The sequence below is a fragment of the Halomonas sp. ATBC28 genome, assembly GCF_005937175.1.
GTDB lineage: Bacteria > Pseudomonadota > Gammaproteobacteria > Pseudomonadales > Halomonadaceae > Vreelandella > Vreelandella titanicae.
On the sequence record NZ_VCQL01000004.1, the window covers coordinates 222373 to 240863 of the forward strand.

Genomic DNA, 18491 nt, shown 5'->3' on the forward strand with positions numbered 1-18491 from the left:
GGTGAGACCAAAGCGTGCGATGCTCGTAACATCAAATACGCTCACAACATCAATACAAAGAGGTGTGTTCATGAAACGCCATGTATTTTCCACTACTGCTTTCTCCGGTGCGCTACTTGCCGCCGCTGCTTTCGCCTCACCGGCAATGGCACAGGATGACGAGCAATTCATCACCATTGGCACCGGTGGCCAAACCGGCGTTTACTACGTCGTGGGTCAGTCGATCTGTCGTTTGGTTAATCGTCTCGAAGACGCCGATATTAAGTGTAATGCACCTTCCACCGGTGGTTCTGTCGCCAATATCAATGGCATCAAGTCCGGCGAATTGGACATGGGTGTCGCTCAATCCGATGTTCAGTATCAAGCCTACAACGGCACTGGGAATTTCGAAGGCGAGCCCTACGAAGAGCTGCGTGCGGTGTTCCGTGTCCACGGTGAGCCGTTGACGCTGCTTGCGCGGGCTGATTCTGGCATCGAGACGCTCGATGACTTGGAAGGCAAGCGTGTCAACATTGGTAATCCAGGTTCGGGCCAGCGCAACACCATGGAAGTGGTGATGGAAGCCAAGGGCTGGACTGAAGACACCTTCTCGTTGGCATCTCAGCTTGATGCTGCCGAGCAAGCGGCGGCACTCGCTGATAATAACGTCGATGCCATGGTATACGTGGTTGGCCACCCCAATGGCTCCATCCAGGAAGCCACCACCACCGTTGATGCTCGTCTGATTCCATTGAACGACGAAGACATTCAAGGCATCGTCGATGAATATCCTTACTACGCCGCATCGGTAATTCCGGGTGGTCTGTATCGCGGCAATGACGAAGATGTCGAAACCTTCGGCGTGGCAGCAACCTTTGTCACCACCGCTGAGGCTGACGAAGAAGTGATCTATCAGACCGTCAAGGCGGTTTTTGACAACTTCGATCGTTTCAAGCGTCTGCATCCGGCCTTCGAAAATCTTGATCCAGAAGAGATGGTGAGTGAAGGGCTTTCCGCACCTTTGCACGATGGGGCAGCGCGTTACTACCGTGAACAAGGCTGGATTGAGTAATCCAGACGCCTAAGGTGATACTACCTTAGTAAGAAATGCGCGGTTACCTCAGGGTGCCGCGCATTTTGGTTTAGAATGTTGATAGGGCGTTTAAAATGTTGATAGGGCATTTCGATATGGCAATGATGCGTCAATCGACTCGGAGCGGGGCAGGCAGATGACAGACGATAAGAACAGGCCTTCGGGAGCCGGAGTAGACTTGGAGGATATGGTCGCCTCTAGCGACACAGGAGCCCGCAAGCCAGCCGGCATGCCCGGAAAGCTTTTGGTAAGCATTGCGGCAGTGTGGTCTCTTTTTCAATTGTGGATCGCTTCGCCAGTGCCCTTCGTCCTTGGGTTTGGTGTATTTAGTGCCACTGAGGCGCGTTCTATTCACTTGGCCTTTGCGCTTTTTTTGGCGTATATGGCTTATCCGGCACTCAAGCGCTCCCCGCGCGACCGTGTTCCGATTCAGGATTGGGTGCTTGCAGCAGCGGCGGCCTTCTGTGGCGCTTACATGTTTATGTTTTACGAGCAGTTATCCCAGCGCCCCGGCGCACCGATACTGCAGGACGTTATTATTGGCATCGCAGGGATACTGCTGCTGCTCGAGGCGACGCGTCGAGCGCTTGGCCCGCCGTTAATGATTGTAGCGTCGGTTTTTCTTCTCTATAGCCTGGCTGGCCCTTGGATGCCGGGTATTCTTTCCCATGGTGGGGTGAGCCTCTTTGGCTTGATTAATCACCAGTGGTTGACTACGCAGGGGGTCTTCGGTATCGCTCTGGGGGTATCAACCAGCTTCGTGTTTCTGTTTGTGTTATTCGGTGCTCTGCTCGATAAGGCGGGTGCTGGCAATTACTTTATCAAGGTGGCGTTCTCACTATTGGGCCACTATCGCGGCGGACCAGCGAAAGCTGCCGTGGTGGCCTCGGCCATGACCGGTCTGATTTCCGGCTCCTCGATTGCCAATGTGGTGACCACCGGCACCTTTACCGTGCCGATGATGAAACGTGTCGGATTTTCCGCGGAAAAGGCGGGCGCTGTTGAAGTGGCGTCATCGGTCAATGGACAGATTATGCCTCCGGTAATGGGGGCGGCCGCTTTCTTGATGGTCGAGTATGTGGGCATCTCTTATGTCGAGGTGATCAAGCATGCCTTCCTTCCCGCGCTGATCTCCTATATTGCGCTGGTCTACATCGTTCACCTTGAGGCCCTCAAGGCCAACATGAAGGGGCTGCAAAGCAGTAACCCACCTAAGCCGCTGGTCAATAAAGTGATTGGCTTTCTCGGTGGTTTGCTACTGATGATGGGCACCGCCCTGGCTGTTTATTACGGCCTTGGCTGGCTCAAGCCGGTACTGGGGGATGCGACCCCCTGGGTGGTAGCCGTTGGACTTACGGTCATTTATATTGCCCTGCTCAAACTGGCGGCCGGTTACCCAGAACTCGAGCTCGATGACCCTAACCAACCGATCTTTACACTGCCCCAGACCAAACCGACGGTGCTGGTTGGCTTGCAGTACATCCTGCCGGTTATTGTGCTGGTGTGGTGTCTGATGGTGGAACGTTTATCGCCAGGACTGTCGGCTTTCTGGGCCACCGTTTTCATGATTTTCATTATTCTGACCCAGCGCCCCATTACGTCAATCTTTCGCGGACGCAGCGATATGAGGGCGGATCTGCGTGAAGGCGCGATGGATCTTTGGAATGGCCTGGTCACCGGTGCCCGCAACATGATCGGCATTGGCATTGCCACGGCCACCGCCGGTATCATCGTCGGTGCCGTCTCCCAGACCGGGGTGGGTCTGGTGCTAGCCGAAGTGGTGGAAACGCTGGCCATGGGCAACTTGATGCTAATCTTGCTGCTTACCGCTGTGCTTAGCTTGATCCTCGGCATGGGGCTGCCTACGACAGCAAACTACATCGTCGTATCGGCACTACTGGCACCGGTCATCGTCAACCTGGGCGCTCAAAATGGCTTGCTGGTACCATTGATTGCGGTACACCTGTTCGTGTTCTACTTCGGCATCATGGCCGACGTTACCCCACCGGTGGGGCTGGCCTCCTTTGCGGCGGCGGCAGTATCCGGTGGCGATCCCATTCGAACCGGTTTCCAGGCGTTCTATTACAGCCTTCGTACCGCGGCGCTGCCGTTTCTGTTTATCTTCAATACCGATCTGCTACTCATCGATGTGACCTTCCTTCAGGGGGTGTTGATCTTTGTGGTGTCGACCATCGCTATGTTGATCTTCGCTGCCGCGACCCAGGGCTTTATGATTACGCGCAACCGCTGGTATGAGTCTATCGTGCTGCTGCTGATTGCGTTCACGCTGTTCCGGCCTGGTTTCTGGATGGACATGATTCATGATCCCTACGAATCCATCCCACCCGCGCAATTCGTCGAAGCGCTGGGTGATGTGGATGAAGACTCCTCTTTGCGTTTGCAGATTGCGGGTCTTGATGATTATGGCGATCCCATGACCACTTACATGACATTACCGGTACCTGAAGGCGAAACAGGTCAGGAGCGGCTCAATAACCTGGGCATGGAGCTATTTATTGAGGATGGCACGGCAACCGTTGATATGGTGACCTACGGCAGCCAAGCGGCAGAGCTCGGTTTCGACTTCGATCAAGAAATCATCGAAGTTCTGGCCCCCGTCGACCGCTGGACTAAGGAGCTAATGTGGATTCCTGCCTTCTTGGTCTTTGGGTTGATCGTATTGATGCAGCGTCGGCGTCGCGATAACACGCAAGCTGCCGCCACCGCATGAAGGAGAGTGCCATGTATAGCAAGATCATGTTGCCGGTGGATTTGAACGAGGAGTCTTCCTGGTCGAAGGCGCTGCCTACAGCCCTGACGCTATGTCGAACTTTTGGCGCCTCGCTTCATGTGGTGACGGTACTGCCGGACTATCGTATGCCCATGGTGGGCTCCTACTTCCCCAAGGACTTCTCCAAAAAAGCGCATACAGCGATCACCGATGCGCTCCATGACTTTATCAAGACGAATGTGCCCGACGACATTCAGGTACAAAGTGTCATTGTGGATGGCTCACCTTGGGAGGCCATTATTAAAGCCGGTAAGAAACTGGACGTCGATCTAATCGTCATGGCTTCCCACAATAAGCGTAAGTTTGTCGATTATGTGCTCGGCCCCAATGCAGAGCACGTTGTGCACCATGCCAAAATGTCGGTAATGATTGTGCGCTAGACATTCAGAGCGTCACGTACGGAAAACCCAAAACTCCGGGCAGTTGCTCGGAGTTTTTTATGGCCGTCCGTCGCGCGTCTTGACTATATCGGTTTTTACTAACGCAGCAATTTAATTGGCGGTTGACAGCTGTTTCGTGGATTTTTTGTACGCGCATCTCAAAGCGTCACCCCAAACAGCGTTGGTCAGCTACATTAAGAGGGTATTAACAAATAATGTTAAGCCATTAATTTAGTGTTAATACCGTCAACGGGTAATGAGTGTTGATGCCTTAGAGGTAAATCCTGAATCCAGGGTCTATATCAGGAACAACAGGAGTGATGCCATGAATGCGGCTACAACAAAAACAAACCACCATGCGGATCAACCCAGCGTTAAAATCACTATTAACAAGGTTGGATTGGATCGACCCAGGGCGTGGTTGGCTGCTGGCGTAGAGGATTTTCGTCGGGCAACGGTAGTGAGCCTCTCTTATGGCATGTTTTGGGTGGGGTTGAGTATTGCCATTACTCTTGGCGCCTTCACCATGGGCTACTGGTACTGGCTGCTGCCCATGATTGCCGGGTTTATGTTTATTGGCCCGCTGGTGGCAGTAGGCTCTTATGGTATTAGCCGAGCGTTGGAACGTGGACAAGTACCTAACCTAGGTGATGCGTTTGGAAGCTGGAAGCCCCATGCTGGTCAGCTGGCGATGATGGGCGTCATGATGATGATCTTCTTCCTCGCTTGGATTCGTTTGGCCACGCTGCTGTTCGCACTATTTTTCGGTTTTGAAGTGCCTAGTCCCGCGTCGCTCTATACTGCGCTGCTGACCACCTCAGAGGGCCTGGGCATGTTGGCAGTGGGCACAGTTGCAGGCGGGATTTTAGCCTTTGGCGCCTTCGCCATAAGCGTTGTAGCGATTCCTACCTTGATGGATCAAGACCTAACCTTTATGGAGGGGATAGAAGCTAGCGTACGCTGTGTCGCGCGTAACTTTCGCGTGATGCTGTTATGGGCGGTGATTCTTACCCTGTGCGTTCTGGTTGGCGTTATGACGTTTTACATTGGTCTTGCACTTATTTTGCCTGTGCTAGGACATGCCAGTTGGCACGCCTACGAAGATTTGGTGCGCTTTGAACCCTTCGAGAAAATCAAATCGTAACCCTAGTGTGAACAGTAAATAACGTTTCAGTGACGAAAAAAACAGTATTTGCCCTGACCTGCTTAAGGAGATGGCGTAACCTTTACGCTGTCTTCTTTTATTGTTCCTGGGAGCTATAACCAGCGGGCAACCTTGCGTGAGGTGTTTACTGTGAAAGCGTGGTTAATGGGGTGGGCCGTGCTGATGTTCAGCGCTCCCCTGGTGGGGCTTGCTGATTCAGTCGATGAACTAGACGTGCCTAACGGGCCCGTTATTTTGACCGTCAGTGGTAACATAGACCTTACCAATGTGGGGAGTGAAGCGCAGTTTGACCGGGCCATGTTAGCGGCTTTACCACAGTATGAATTTGATACCAGCACGCCGTGGACAGAGGGCCGCAGCCACTATAGTGGCCCTTTAATGCGTGATCTTTTGGCGCTATTAAGCTCCGACAGTGATGCGGTTCACGTTTCCGCGCTGAACGGTTACGAAGCCGAAATACCGGTCAGTGATTTTATTGAGCACGATGTCATCTTAGCCATCGAAAAAAACGGTGAGGCGATTCCGATTCGCGAATATGGCCCTTTGTGGGTGCTCTACCCCTTTGATCAAGATGAAGTGCTGTTAAGCGAAAAAATCCGCTTTAGAGCGGTATGGCAGGTTATGCATATTAATGTTCTCTAGCGCTCCTAGTGCGCAGGCTTCCAACCTACTGCGTTATCCTCGCCGTTTTAAGCTCGTTGCCATTGTCGCGGTGTTACTGTTCGCTGCGGCGTTGGTCGTCGCTACCTTGGCCGCTTGGCGGCAGGAAAATCTAACCCAAAGCCTGAGGGAAGATACCGCCTGGGTTGTTTATAAGCTGGATCGTGATGCGGTACAGCTACTTAATCATTTATTGGCGGCAACCCGCGAGCCGATAACTCCGACGGCTCACGAGGAGCTAAATCTTCGCTTTGAGCTACTTTATAGCCGTATAACGCTGCTTAACGACGGCGAAGTCAGCAACTTGTTGCAGCAGATCGATACCGCCCGTGAGCTACTGGAAGAAATTCAGCAGCAGCTTGATGTGCTGGATATCATATTCGAACCCTACGGCGTGTTTGATCAACTGCCGATAGCAGCGCTGGAAGATGAGCTACAGGTACTAACGCAACTGACTGAACGCCTGGTTATTGCTATTAACGGCTATTTAGCCGAATCGGCGACGGAGGAGCGTGCCCAGCTCAGCCTGCTTTACAAGTTGCTGATGAGCCTGATTATTGGCATGAGCTTAGCGGCGTTTCTGGTGATTGCTTTTTTGGTGCGTGAAATGCGTGAGAGTGCGGCGATAAGGCGGAGCCAGGAGCAGCTTGGTCGGCAGCTGGAAGTCACCGCCAAACAGGCTCAGGCGGCGAATCAGGCAAAGTCAGACTTTTTAGCCATGGTCAGCCATGAAATTCGCACGCCGCTGAACGGTGTTATCGGCATGAGTGAGCTGCTGCGTGAATCCGCCAGCCCCGCTCAGGTAGAAGATTACGCTCATACGATCCACGACAGCGCCAACCAATTGCTGGCGATGATCAATGAAATTCTCGATTTCTCAAAAATCGAAGCAGGGCACTTAACCCTTGAAACATCGCCTACGGAACTCAAGCCGCTGGTCGATAGTGTTGTCGTGCTATTTGCGCCCCGAGCAAAAATGAAAGGGTTAACGCTATCGGTCAATGTCGATGCACTGGTGCCTGCCTGGGTGCTTGTCGATGCAGGTCGGCTGAGGCAAATTTTGCTTAACCTAATTGCCAATGCGATTAAATTCACTGATCACGGTGATGTCAGCGTACGAGTCTCTTCGACGGTGGAGCAGTTACTGTTTGAGGTCAGTGATACGGGCTGTGGTCTAAGCGAACAGCAACAGCAGCGTCTATTTGAGCCTTTTCAGCAGGCGGATGAGTCGGTGGCACGTCGATTTGGTGGTACCGGGTTAGGTCTGGCAATTTGCAAACGGTTAAGCGAAGCCATGCAGGGGCGATTAGGGGTAAAAAGCCAATTAGGCCAAGGTAGCACTTTCTGGTGTGAGTTGCCCTTGATCGCCGCTGACCCCGTATCCAGAACGCTGCCCCCATCCCCCAAACGGGACTTTACCGGCACAACACTGCTGCTGGTAGAGGATAATGCCGTTAATCGCAAAGTCGCGATGGGCTTGTTGGCGCGCTTAGGTTGCGATGTCGTCTGGGCCGAGAACGGCCATGATGCCTTGGCCATGGCCGAATCCCAACAAGTGCATTTGATCTTTATGGATATTCAACTGCCCGATATGGATGGCCTGGCAGTCACCCAGCGTTTGCGGGAACAGGGTGGCTGGCTGGCCAGTGTGCCGATTGTTGCCATGACGGCCGGGGGGGCTGAAGATGACCGTAAACGCTGCCTGGCGGCGGGCATGGATGATTACATCACTAAGCCACTGTCGCTTGCGGCGTTAAGTAACGTGTTGGCATTACAACTTTTTGCAACCCCAGACGCAACGCCTTTACAGGCATTAGCGGTCTCTCCTCCGTTAACCAAGCAGCAATCACTCCTTAACAGCGATACCCTTGGCATGCTGAAAACGACGCTAGGGGAGGCGAGCGTTACACAACTGATCATGCTATATCATCAGCAAGTAAGCGATTACTCCGCTCAGTTGGCTGCGTGTTTGGCCGCTACTCCCCTAACGTCAGAGCAGACACAGCAGGTTGAGCGGCTTGCCCACCAACTGCGCGGCGAGTCATTGAGTATGGGCGCCGACCAGCTTGCCGAATTGGCGAAGCAGCTTGAAAAATTAGCTGAAACGCAACATGCGACATCCAAGCAGCTTGATGATGCGTTCTGCGCGTTAAGACTTGCAGCGGCGCATACATATGCCGCACTAGAGAGGTGGTGCCGTGACCACTTATCAGGTTGAGCAGGGTATTCTTACTGCGGCCAGTCAGCAGGCTAATGCTTGCCAGGCAGCGGCGGAGTTAGCCGACGCTTTACAGCACGAACACTTGGGGTTCGTGCTGTTCTTCTGCAGCGCGGAGTATGATTTAGCTGCCCTAGCAGACGCGCTGGAAAGTAGTTTTCCCACCACGCCGCTAAGTGGCTGTACGACGGCTGGGGAAATAACCCCTGGAGGCTATGACCGCGGTTCCATCGTGGCGATTGGGTTTGATCGCCGACTGTTTGCCATTGAAACGGCGCTGATCGACGACCTGGAGCATTTTGAACTAGCCAACGCTCAACCGCTGGTCGATACGCTGTTGGAGCAGTGCCGCCAACAAACCATCGCGCCGATTAACGAACACAGCTTTGCGCTGACGCTATTGGATGGCTTATCCAGCCGTGAAGAGCAGGTGCTCGCTACCTTAGATGCCGCCCTAGGCCGTATCCCCAGTTTTGGCGGCTCGGCGGGTGACGACAATCACCTTAGCCATACCCATGTGTATACCGCTGGGCGCTTTTATACCCGTGCAGCAGTGGTGGTGATGATCAACACCCGGTTGCCTTTTGAAGTATTTTCAACCCACCACTTAATACCATTGGCCCACAAACTCGTAGTGACCGAGGCTGACCGCGAACAGCGGCGGGTGATAGAACTCAACGGGTTGCCTGCCGCCCAGGTATATGCCGAACTGGTAGGTAGTGCGCCTGCGCAGCTCAACGCTGGCATTTTTGCCCGTCATCCATTAGCCGTACGCATCGGCGGCCAGCACTACGTGCGCTCTATTCAGCGTGTTAATAGCGACAGTAGTTTGAGCTTTTACTGCGCGGTGGAAAACGGCATTGTACTGACCGCCATGCAGCCCACGCCGCTACTGGATAATCTCAGCGTGATGCTTGCTGGAGTAGGTGCCCGCCTAGGCGCGCCGAGCATGATTATTGGCTGCGACTGTTTTCTACGCAGGATGGAGCTCGAGGCGTTACAACAGTTGGATCAGGCATCGCAGTTGCTGCGCCAGGCAGGCGTAGTGGGGTTCAATACGTACGGTGAACAGCATCATGGTATGCATGTGAATCAAACGTTTACGGGGGTGGCGTTTGGATCTCTTCCAACTAACCACAAACACTGACGCGGCGGATGTCGCGGCGCTGCGGGAAGAGAACCGTCGCTTGCGTAAAGTGTGCCAAGCGCTGATGGAGCGGGTGGAAACGGGGAGCGGTGCCGACCCCGCGCCCTATGCCGCGTTTGAACGCTCAGTGTTACTTGCCGAACAGGTGCGTGAGCGCACTGATGCGCTGCACCGCACCTTAGACGAACTGAGCCAGGTCAATACGCGCCTACTGGCCGCGAAAGCCGAAGCCGAAGCCGCTAATCTCTCCAAAACGAAATTTCTGGCGGCGGTCAGTCACGATTTGCTTCAGCCACTCAATGCCGCCCGGCTGTTTGCCAGTGCGTTAGAAACCCACTCGCTTCCTGATACCTCACAAGCTCTGGTCGGCCATATTGGCCGTTCGCTGAAAGATGTTGAAGGCTTGATAGGAACGCTAGTGGATATCTCGCGTTTGGACGCAGGCGTACTCCACGCCGATAAAGCGCCCTTCGCGGTGAGCACGCTGCTAGATGCGCTGGCAGAGGAGTATCGCCAAGTGGCCGGGGTGCGGGGGCTGACACTGCACTACGTGCCTTCCAGTGCGGTGGTCGAGTCGGATCTAGCGTTGCTGGCGCGAGTGATCCGCAACTTCTTAAGCAACGCGGTGCGCTATACCGAGCAGGGGCGCGTGCTGCTGGGCTGTCGGCGGAGACGAGATGGCCTGGAAATTATGGTGGGCGATACCGGCCCCGGGATCCCTGAGCAGCAGCGGGAAGCGATCTTTCTGGAGTTTCGCCGCGCTAATCAGCCCAATAGCTCCCACAGCCGCGGTTTGGGGTTGGGTCTAGCCATCGTTGACCGGATCAGCGCCATGCTGGGACAACCGATCTCGCTCGCCTCTAGCCCTGGCGCGGGTGCGCTATTTTCGATCACCGTACCCTACGCGACGGCCGCGCCGCCTGCAGTGGCGAGCACTCATTATACGCCGCTGCCTGACGTTGCAGAGGATCCGCTAAGCGGCTGTGTCATTTGGGTGATTGATGATGACCTGGCGATTATAGAAGGTATGCAGGCGCTGCTAGGCAGTTGGGGGGGCCGAGTGCGCGCCGCTGCCACGGTGAGTGCGTTAGAGGCTGCCAGCGACGGTGAGCGACCGTCAGTATTGCTGGTGGATTATCATTTGGGCGATCACCGCGAAACCGGCATTGAGTTGGCCGCGCGACTGCAGCGCCGTTATCCAGGCTTGGCAGCGGTGGTGATTACTGCCAATCACGAGGCGGAGATTAAGCGTGCGACCCGCGAAGCGGGCATGTACTGCTTGCTCAAACCGTTAAAGCCCCTGCGGCTGCGCATGCTGCTAGCCACACTGCTCAATAAAGCCTAACGGATGCCGCCTAACGCGTGCGGTTGGCCCGGTGAAAGCTTAGATCCTCCTCGCCTGCGATCACAATGGCGTGAACCCGGCTCGTGGCATTCAGCTTGCGCAGAATCGCCGAGACATGGGTTTTGACGGTCGTTTCGGCAATCAACAACTCCCGGGCAATATGCTTGTTCGACATGCCTGTCGTCATGCACGCCAACACCTCTAACTGCTTATCGGTTAAACGCGCCAACCGCTCGCTGGTCGATGAAGCATTTGCAATGGGTGGCACCGCAGAAGTGCGCGGTGCTGGGCGACGCATGATATCGGGCGGCAGGTAGAGCTGGCCTTCAAGAATCTGCGTTAACGCCGCCAGCAGCGCTTCCCGGGGTGTGGATTTGGGAATATAGCCCACCGCGCCGAGGGTTATGGCATCGAGTACCAACTGGCGCTCTTGATGTGCAGAAACAATCGCCACCGGCAACCAGGGAAATGCCTCTCGCAGTGCTGTCAGCCCCTCTAAGCCTTCCGCATCCGGAAGGCTTAAATCCAGCAGCAATAGATCTAGCTCTGTTTGCGCTTCAATCAGCGTTATTGCATCAGCAAGGCTCTCTGCTTCCAATAGCAGGCTGCCTGCCAAGCCCCCGCTAATCACGGTTTGTAGCGCGTCTCGGAACAGCGGATGGTCATCCGCCACCAACAGGGAATACATGGCGTCTCCTACCAAGGGATGAGGGCTAATCCTGCCATCGGGCTATATCGCCATTTGCTTTAGTGAACAACACTGTCAATGCACCTTTAATAATCATAATACTCAGGAGCAATACAATGATCTACGCCAACCCTGGTGATACCGGTTCTGTGGTGTCATTTGAAAAACGCTATGGCAACTATATCGGCGGCGAATTTGTTGCCCCGGTGAAAGGCCAATACTTCGATAATATTAGCCCCGTCAATGGCCATGTCTTCTGCGAAATCCCCCGCTCAACGGCAGAGGATATCGATAAAGCGCTGGATGCGGCCCACAAAGCGGCACCTGCCTGGGGGAAAACATCCGCCCAAGAGCGCAGCAATATCCTGCTGAAAATCGCTGACCGCATTGAACAGAACCTGGAAATGCTTGCCGTTGCCGAAACCTGGGACAACGGCAAAGCCGTGCGTGAAACACTGAACGCCGATCTGCCGCTGGCGGTTGACCACTTCCGCTACTTTGCCGGCTGCATACGCTCGCAGGAAGGCACGGCGGCGGATATCGATGCCAACACGGTTTCTTATCACTTCCACGAGCCGCTTGGCGTAGTGGGCCAGATTATCCCCTGGAACTTCCCGATTCTAATGGCGGTTTGGAAGCTGGCGCCTGCACTGGCGGCGGGTAACTGCGTGGTGCTCAAACCTGCCGAGCAAACCCCAGCATCGATATTAAAAGTCGTCGAATTGATTGGCGACCTGCTACCTCCGGGCGTCCTTAATATCGTCAATGGCTTTGGCGCCGAGGCAGGGCAGGCGTTGGCAAGCAGCAAGCGCATTGCCAAGATCGCCTTTACCGGCTCTACCCCTGTTGGCTCGCATATCTTGAAATGCGCGGCGGAAAACATCATTCCCTCTACCGTGGAGCTAGGCGGCAAATCCCCCAACATCTACTTTGCCGACATCATGAACGCCGAACCGACCTTTATTGATAAAGCAGTCGAAGGCTTGGTGCTGGCGTTCTTTAACCAGGGTGAAGTGTGTACTTGCCCGTCACGTGCGCTGATCCAAGAGAGCATGTACGAGGAGTTCATGGCCAAGGTCATCGAGCGTACCAAAACCATCAAACGCGGCAATCCACTGGATACCGACGTGCAGGTGGGGGCTCAGGCCTCTCAAGAGCAGTTCGATAAAATCATGTCCTATATGGATATCGCCCGAGATGAAGGCGCGGAATTCCTCACCGGCGGTAACAAAGAGACCATGGACGACAGCATCAACGATGGTTACTACATCCAGCCCACGCTGCTGAAGGGTAACAATCAGATGCGCGTCTTCCAGGAAGAAATCTTTGGCCCGGTGGTGGCAGTCACTACCTTCAAGGATGAAGAAGAAGCGTTGGCGATTGCCAACGACACCGAGTTTGGTTTGGGCGCAGGCGTGTGGAGCCGCGATATCAACGTCGCCTTCCGCATGGGCCGAGGCATTCAAGCCGGACGTGTATGGACCAACTGCTACCACCAGTATCCCGCCCATGCGGCCTTCGGTGGCTATAAAAAATCCGGCGTTGGCCGTGAAACTCACAAGGTGGCGCTTGAGCACTACCAGCAAACCAAAAACCTGCTGGTCAGCTACGACATCAATCCGCTGGGCTTCTTCTAACCCGCCACGTTTTTCTATGTATAGCTAACCCACACCGTCCGGCATCAGCCGGGCGGTAATTGTCAGTCCCCTGACGCTGACTCTACTGATAAGAGCAGTGCTTAAACTGCCGTATCGAAAACTATTAGGAGTTGCATCATGGATAGCACAATGCGCGCGGCGGTCGTTCGTGAGTTTGGCCAGCCGTTGGTCATAGAAGAAGTTGATGTACCTCGCCCCAAGCAGGGCGAAGTGTTGATGAAAGTGGCGGCCTCTGGGGTTTGCCATACCGATTTACACGCCGCCCACGGCGATTGGCCGGTGAAACCCTCGCCACCGTTTATTCCCGGCCATGAAGGCGTTGGGCATATCGTGGCGGTGGGTGCAGGTGTCACCCATGTCAAAGAGGGTGATCGTATTGGTGTGCCCTGGCTCTACTCGGCCTGCGGCTACTGCGAGCACTGTTTAGGCGGTTGGGAGACGCTGTGCGAGTCCCAGCAGAATACCGGCTACAGCGTTAACGGCGGGTTCGCGGACTACACCTTAGCGGATGCAGGCTATGTAGGGCGCTTGCCGGATGCCGTTGATTTTATCGAAATAGCCCCGGTGCTGTGTGCCGGTGTAACGGTTTATAAAGGCTTGAAAATGACCGATACCCGCCCCGGTCAGTGGGTGGTGATTTCGGGGATAGGTGGGCTTGGCCATATGGCGGTGCAGTACGCCAAAGCGATGGGGCTGAACGTGGCGGCTGTCGATATCGATGACGGTAAGCTAGCCCTGGCTGAGCGTTTAGGCGCCACGGTAACCGTTAACGCCATGAAAACCGACCCAGCGGCGTACCTGAAGAAAACCATTGGTGGTGCTCACGGGGCCTTGGTGACAGCGGTGTCGCCGAAGGCGTTTGATCAAGCGCAGAATATGCTACGCCGCGGCGGAACACTGGTGCTCAATGGCCTACCACCCGGCGACTTCCCGCTGCCAATCTTTAGCACAGTGCTCAATGGCATTACCATACGTGGCTCTATCGTTGGTACGCGCAGCGATCTGCAGGAAGCGCTGGATTTCGCTGCCGAAGGCAAGGTTAAGGCCACGGTCGCAACCGATACGCTGGACAATATCAACGATGTCTTCCAGCGCATGATCGACGGCAAAATCGAGGGTCGTATCGTGTTGGATATGGCGAGCTGACATCGTTCTAGTGTCGTATCTCAGGGGGAGGCAACTCCCCTTTTTAATTTCGGCAGTGTCACTGCTCAGGCACGATTTAATCCCCGCCGTTCCCCTGTTGGCCCAACCAACGGCGCGCCATTCGCTCTGCGTGGGCAAGGTTACTGACAACCGCTAACTGACCTGCTTCGCGCTTAATGCCCGCGCGTTTGAGTTTCAGCGCCATGCGCGGTGACAACCCTACAAATATTACCCCCACCCCATGCTCGCCCAGCTCGCGTCGCAGCGTATCCAGCGCCACCATGGCGGTGGTATCCAGGCTGGGTACATCGCGCATATCCAGAACGACGATTTTTACGCTGTGGTCAATCACTCTGAGTGTGGCAATGGCCTTTTCTGCTGCGCCAAAAAACAGCGGTCCGCTTATCTTATAAAGGGCTACTTCCGGCGGGAAGTGTTCGCTGGTGTTGGGTGCCGCCAAGCGTTGGGTATGAGTCAGCTGTGCCATTCGGCGAATAAACAGCGCGGCGGCTAGGCCAATACCCACGGCCACGGCAACCACCATGTCGAAAACAACCGTGAGTACGAAACAGATCACCAACACCCAAACATCGCTGGCGGGGGCGCTTTTCAGCGTATGCATAAAGTGGTGCGCCTCGCTCATGTTCCAGGCGATGATGAAGAGCAGGGCAGCCAGAGCGGCCATGGGTACATATCCCAGTACTCCCGCGAGCATGACCACGGCAAGTAGCACTACGACTGAGTGCACCACTGCAGCGATAGGTGAAAAGGCACCGCTTTTGATATTGGTCGCGGTGCGGGCAAGGGCCGCCGTGGCGGTAATGCCGCCGAAGAAGGGCACCACCATATTGCCCAGCCCCTGGCCAATTAGCTCGGCATTAGGATCATGGCGGGTGCGAGTTAAGCCATCTGCTACCACGGCACACAGTAGCGACTCAATGGCCGCCAGCAGTGCAATCGCCAGTGCCGGGCCAAGCAGAGCCTGAATCAGCGCAAAGTCGATCTCAAGCGGCGTGCCATCGGCACCAGGGAAATGCCACGGTGCGATAAAGCCAGGCGCGAAGGGAGGAATGCCACTGCCGCTTTCGCCCTGATACTCCCAGCTAAAGCGCGAGGCGATAGTATCGACCTCGACACCACCCACCAGCAGCAGGGCGGCAACCAGGGTACCCACCGCCAAGCCAACCAGCGGGGCAGGAACTGGCGTATTCAGGCGGGGCCAGATTAACAGCGTTGCCAAGGTCACAAGCCCGACGCTGATTTCAGCCAGTGACAGAGTGGGCAGTGCTCGACCAATCAGCATGAGGTTACGCAGAGTACTATCGCCGAGCTCAACCCCGGCCAAACCGAGAAAATCGGGCAGTTGCAGCAGCGCAATGACGACGCCAATGCCCGCTGTGAAGCCAAGAATGACCGGGTAGGGGACGTACTGAATCAGACTGCCCAGCCGCGACAGCCCCAGCGCGACCAAAATGGCGCCTGCCATAAAGGTAGCAATCAGCAGCCCGCCCAAACCATGATTGGCCACAATGGGGAATAGGATCACCACAAAGGCGGCGGTAGGGCCAGAGATATTAAACCGCGAACCGCCGGTCAAGGCGATCACCGCGCCTGCCACGATGGCAGTGTATAGCCCGTGCTGAGGTGGCACGCCAGTAGCGATGGCCAGCGCCATGGAGAGCGGTACCGCCACCACACCAATCGTCAGACCCGCCATTACATCCCGCTTGAATTTGGCCAGCGTATACCCTTCACGCCAGGCGTTTACTAACGCGCGGCCAGGCATCGGGAAAACGTATCCCGAAGATTGATGGACACGGGACATAGAGTCAGCCTCCTAAAAATAGGGAAAACAAGCCATTACGCTACGCCTGCGGTGAAATTTGCACAACAAGTCGTTAGTCGCGGAGTCGTTCGCGCACAAAAAATCCCAGCCGCTTGGCTGGGATTTTTTTAGGCTAAGCGCAGATGCTTACTTATATCTGCGAGTCTTCAGGCGGTTCGCCGATGGTGCCAGGCATTGCCTGAACATGACCCATCTGCTCACCGGCCAAGGTGAGGAAGTGTAAGTGGCGCTCATACTCAGCCACCAAATCACCAATCACCTGACCACGGGTATAACCGTTAAGGTCTTTATCTTGTCCACCTTCCGCCAGGTAGACATCCAGACGTACATAGAAGTCATCATCGGCAGGGATGAAGCTTGGTGTGCGCATACGGTGCGGACACACTTGGTAGACAAAGCTGGTGGCGTCACCGAAGTCGACCTGGAGCGTCAGGTTCGGTAGCGACTCGCCCTCGACATGCTCTTCGGTCACATTGGCGGTTTGACCACGGCTTTCAAGCTCCTGAGCAAACTGGGTCATCGCTGGGCGAATGGAGTGCTCGATCGTCGCAGCGGCACCCGCACGATTAGAGGTATCCAGGGCGCGATCCAGGCGCTCTCGCCAGTCACCACCGGGGGCACCACCAGCAATCATGCGGCGTGCATCGGCTTTGCTACCTTCAAGTTTCAGCGCTTTATACATGCCCACCATTACCGCGAAAATCACCACTGAGAAGGGCAGTGCGGTTATAACGACGGCACTCTGTAGTGCGTTCAAGCCTCCGGCCATCAGCAGAGCAATGGTGATCAACCCTATCGTCGCAGACCAGAAAATACGCAGTTTCACCGGCGCATCGTGGTTCACGTCGCTCAAAATAGAGGTGAAGTTGGCCAGTACCAGTGCACCGGAGTCCGCTGAGGTAATAAAGAACACGATACCCAGCACGGTGACAACCGCCGCAGTTAGGCCGACATAGGGGTAGTACTCAAGCAGCGTGTAGAGCGTTGTTTGTGGGGTGTTCAGAGCCTGTTCACCCAGTTCGACAACGCCCTGGTTGGCCACCAGCTCAATGCCGCTGTTACCAAATACCGACATCCACACCATCATAAAGGCCAGCGGAATAAACAAGGCGCCTGCGACAAATTCACGAATGGTGCGGCCGCGGGAGATACGTGCCAGGAACAGACCCACAAACGGTGTCCAGGCAATCCACCAGCCCCAGAAGAAGATCGTCCACCACATCTTCCACTCTTGGGCGCCTTCATCGGCAAAGGCGTAGGTGTCAAAGCTTGCAGCGACAAAACCGGATAGATAATCACCGGCGTTATTGACCACCTTATCCAGCAGTACCAGGGTGTCGCCTGAAAAGAGCACAAACAGCATCAGCGCCAATGCCAGCAGCATATTGAACTCAGAGAGGCGGCGAATGCCTTTCTCAACGCCGGTCACCACAGAAATCGTTGCTAATACCACCACCAGTACAATCAAAATCACCTGCACGGTGAGCGTTTCCGGCACGCCGAACATATAGGTGAGGCCGTAGTTGAGCTGCATCACCCCGATACCCAGGCTGGTAGCAATGCCGAACACGGTAGAAATAACCGCGGTAATGTCCACTGCGTTGCCAATGGGGCCGTGGATACGCTTCCCTAGAATTGGGTAGAGCGCGCTGCGGATCGCTAGCGGCAGGCGATGGCGGTAGCTAAAGTAGGCCAGCGCCATACCCATCAACACGTACAGCCCCCAGCCGGAGAGCCCCCAGTGCAGATAGGTTTGGACGACGGCGTTACGCATCGCAGCTTGGCTCTCCGGGGTTAAATCCGGCGGTGCCAAATAGTGGGCCACTGGCTCGGCAACGCTGAAAAACAGCAGGTCGATCCCGATACCCGCGGCAAACAGCATGGCTGACCATGAGAGCAGCGAAAACTCGGGCCGGGAGTGGTCGGGCCCTAGGCGAATACTGCCAAAGCGTGACATGCCAATAGCAACCACAAAGACCAGGTAGGCAACAATCGCCAGCATGTAGTACCAGCCAAAGGTTTTGCTGACCCAGGCAAGCCCGGCATCAAAAAAAGCACCGGCTTGCTCGGTGAACAGCATGGTGAGTACTAAAAAGATAACGATACCCGCCACACTGCCGTGGAAAACCACGGGATTGAGGCGGTCGCGGGAGGGGAGGATGGGGTTGTCTTTCGCCATGCAGGCGGACTCCTGTTGTTGAAAGATGAATTTTTATTTTGAATGAACGTTCAAATAAAATACGCGATTAAGTGTCCCCCTTCAAGTTAACCTTCCTATTTGGGTTGAATTAGCGTGGAGTTATCAGCGTGCTGATGAAAGCGCAGACACAAAAACGCCCGGAAAACCGGGCGTTGGATCAAGGTTTGAGGCTTGG

At 55.1% G+C, this 18491-nt stretch carries 13 protein-coding genes; 10 read left to right on the forward strand and 3 right to left on the reverse strand.

The window, feature by feature from the left end:
• Window positions 1-70: 70 nt before the first annotated feature.
• The 8 genes from E0L35_RS06095 (at window position 71) to E0L35_RS06130 (ending at window position 10778) form a co-directional block, all read left to right on the forward strand.
• Entirely contained in the window at window positions 71-1051 is a 981-nt protein-coding gene (locus E0L35_RS06095; RefSeq protein ID WP_022522286.1) for a TAXI family TRAP transporter solute-binding subunit, read from the forward strand.
• A gap of 157 nt (window positions 1052-1208) precedes the next feature.
• Window positions 1209-3803 (forward strand): TRAP transporter permease, encoded by a 2595-nt coding sequence (locus E0L35_RS06100; protein WP_027958077.1) that lies wholly within the window; start codon window positions 1209-1211, stop codon window positions 3801-3803.
• An 11-nt stretch (window positions 3804-3814) separates the two neighbouring features.
• Entirely contained in the window at window positions 3815-4243 is a 429-nt protein-coding gene (locus E0L35_RS06105) for a universal stress protein (RefSeq protein WP_027958076.1), read from the forward strand.
• A gap of 325 nt (window positions 4244-4568) precedes the next feature.
• Window positions 4569-5387 carry a DUF2189 domain-containing protein gene (locus E0L35_RS06110; RefSeq protein ID WP_022522289.1) on the forward strand — a complete coding sequence of 273 codons (819 nt, stop codon included), beginning with the start codon at window positions 4569-4571 and terminating at the stop codon, window positions 5385-5387.
• 150 nt (window positions 5388-5537) lie between these two features.
• On the forward strand, window positions 5538-6050 hold the full coding sequence (locus tag E0L35_RS06115) for a molybdopterin-dependent oxidoreductase (RefSeq protein ID WP_223828113.1): 513 nt from the start codon (window positions 5538-5540) through the stop codon (window positions 6048-6050).
• Window positions 6040-8286, forward strand: coding sequence for an ATP-binding protein (locus E0L35_RS06120; RefSeq protein WP_009287376.1), 2247 nt, complete (start codon window positions 6040-6042; stop codon window positions 8284-8286). Before E0L35_RS06115 ends, E0L35_RS06120 begins: the two co-directional genes overlap by 11 nt.
• Complete coding sequence (gene nosP, locus E0L35_RS06125) at window positions 8267-9433, forward strand: nitric oxide-sensing protein NosP (protein WP_022522292.1); 1167 nt, start codon at window positions 8267-8269, stop codon at window positions 9431-9433. Before E0L35_RS06120 ends, nosP begins: the two co-directional genes overlap by 20 nt.
• Window positions 9402-10778 carry a hybrid sensor histidine kinase/response regulator gene (locus E0L35_RS06130; protein ID WP_027958075.1) on the forward strand — a complete coding sequence of 459 codons (1377 nt, stop codon included), beginning with the start codon at window positions 9402-9404 and terminating at the stop codon, window positions 10776-10778. Before nosP ends, E0L35_RS06130 begins: the two co-directional genes overlap by 32 nt.
• A 10-nt stretch (window positions 10779-10788) precedes the next feature.
• Here the strand turns inward: E0L35_RS06130 and E0L35_RS06135 are convergent, their stop codons facing one another.
• Window positions 10789-11466, reverse strand: coding sequence for a response regulator transcription factor (locus tag E0L35_RS06135; protein WP_022522294.1), 678 nt, complete (start codon window positions 11464-11466; stop codon window positions 10789-10791).
• Between the two features lie 116 nt (window positions 11467-11582).
• Between E0L35_RS06135 and E0L35_RS06140 the strand changes: the two genes are divergently transcribed.
• The gene (locus tag E0L35_RS06140; RefSeq protein ID WP_027958074.1) at window positions 11583-13103 is read left to right on the forward strand and encodes an aldehyde dehydrogenase family protein; all 1521 of its coding nucleotides are present in this window, start codon (window positions 11583-11585) and stop codon (window positions 13101-13103) included.
• Window positions 13104-13241: 138 nt separating this feature from the next.
• The gene (adhP, locus tag E0L35_RS06145) at window positions 13242-14270 is read left to right on the forward strand and encodes an alcohol dehydrogenase AdhP (protein ID WP_009287372.1); all 1029 of its coding nucleotides are present in this window, start codon (window positions 13242-13244) and stop codon (window positions 14268-14270) included.
• Window positions 14271-14346: 76 nt separating this feature from the next.
• Here adhP and dauA read toward each other — a convergent pair whose 3' ends face one another.
• Together dauA and betT are read right to left on the reverse strand one after the other, a co-directional pair.
• Window positions 14347-16095, reverse strand: coding sequence for a C4-dicarboxylic acid transporter DauA (gene dauA, locus E0L35_RS06150; protein WP_027958073.1), 1749 nt, complete (start codon window positions 16093-16095; stop codon window positions 14347-14349).
• 151 nt (window positions 16096-16246) lie between these two features.
• On the reverse strand, window positions 16247-18295 hold the full coding sequence (betT, locus tag E0L35_RS06155; RefSeq protein ID WP_009287370.1) for a choline BCCT transporter BetT: 2049 nt from the start codon (window positions 18293-18295) through the stop codon (window positions 16247-16249).
• Window positions 18296-18491: the final 196 nt, after the last annotated feature.

Bases quoted from the DNA above. Each gene is read 5' to 3' on its own strand.
- E0L35_RS06095 (WP_022522286.1), top strand. From the start codon at position 71: ATGAAACGCCATGTATTTTCCACTACTGCTTTCTCCGGTGCGCTACTT.
- E0L35_RS06100 (WP_027958077.1), top strand. From the start codon at position 1,209: ATGACAGACGATAAGAACAGGCCTTCGGGAGCCGGAGTAGACTTGGAG.
- E0L35_RS06105 (WP_027958076.1), top strand. From the start codon at position 3,815: ATGTATAGCAAGATCATGTTGCCGGTGGATTTGAACGAGGAGTCTTCC.
- E0L35_RS06110 (WP_022522289.1), top strand. From the start codon at position 4,569: ATGAATGCGGCTACAACAAAAACAAACCACCATGCGGATCAACCCAGC.
- E0L35_RS06120 (WP_009287376.1), top strand. From the start codon at position 6,040: ATGTTCTCTAGCGCTCCTAGTGCGCAGGCTTCCAACCTACTGCGTTAT.
- E0L35_RS06135 (WP_022522294.1), bottom strand. From the start codon at position 11,466: ATGTATTCCCTGTTGGTGGCGGATGACCATCCGCTGTTCCGAGACGCG.
- E0L35_RS06140 (WP_027958074.1), top strand. From the start codon at position 11,583: ATGATCTACGCCAACCCTGGTGATACCGGTTCTGTGGTGTCATTTGAA.
- adhP (WP_009287372.1), top strand. From the start codon at position 13,242: ATGGATAGCACAATGCGCGCGGCGGTCGTTCGTGAGTTTGGCCAGCCG.
- dauA (WP_027958073.1), bottom strand. From the start codon at position 16,095: ATGTCCCGTGTCCATCAATCTTCGGGATACGTTTTCCCGATGCCTGGC.
- betT (WP_009287370.1), bottom strand. From the start codon at position 18,295: ATGGCGAAAGACAACCCCATCCTCCCCTCCCGCGACCGCCTCAATCCC.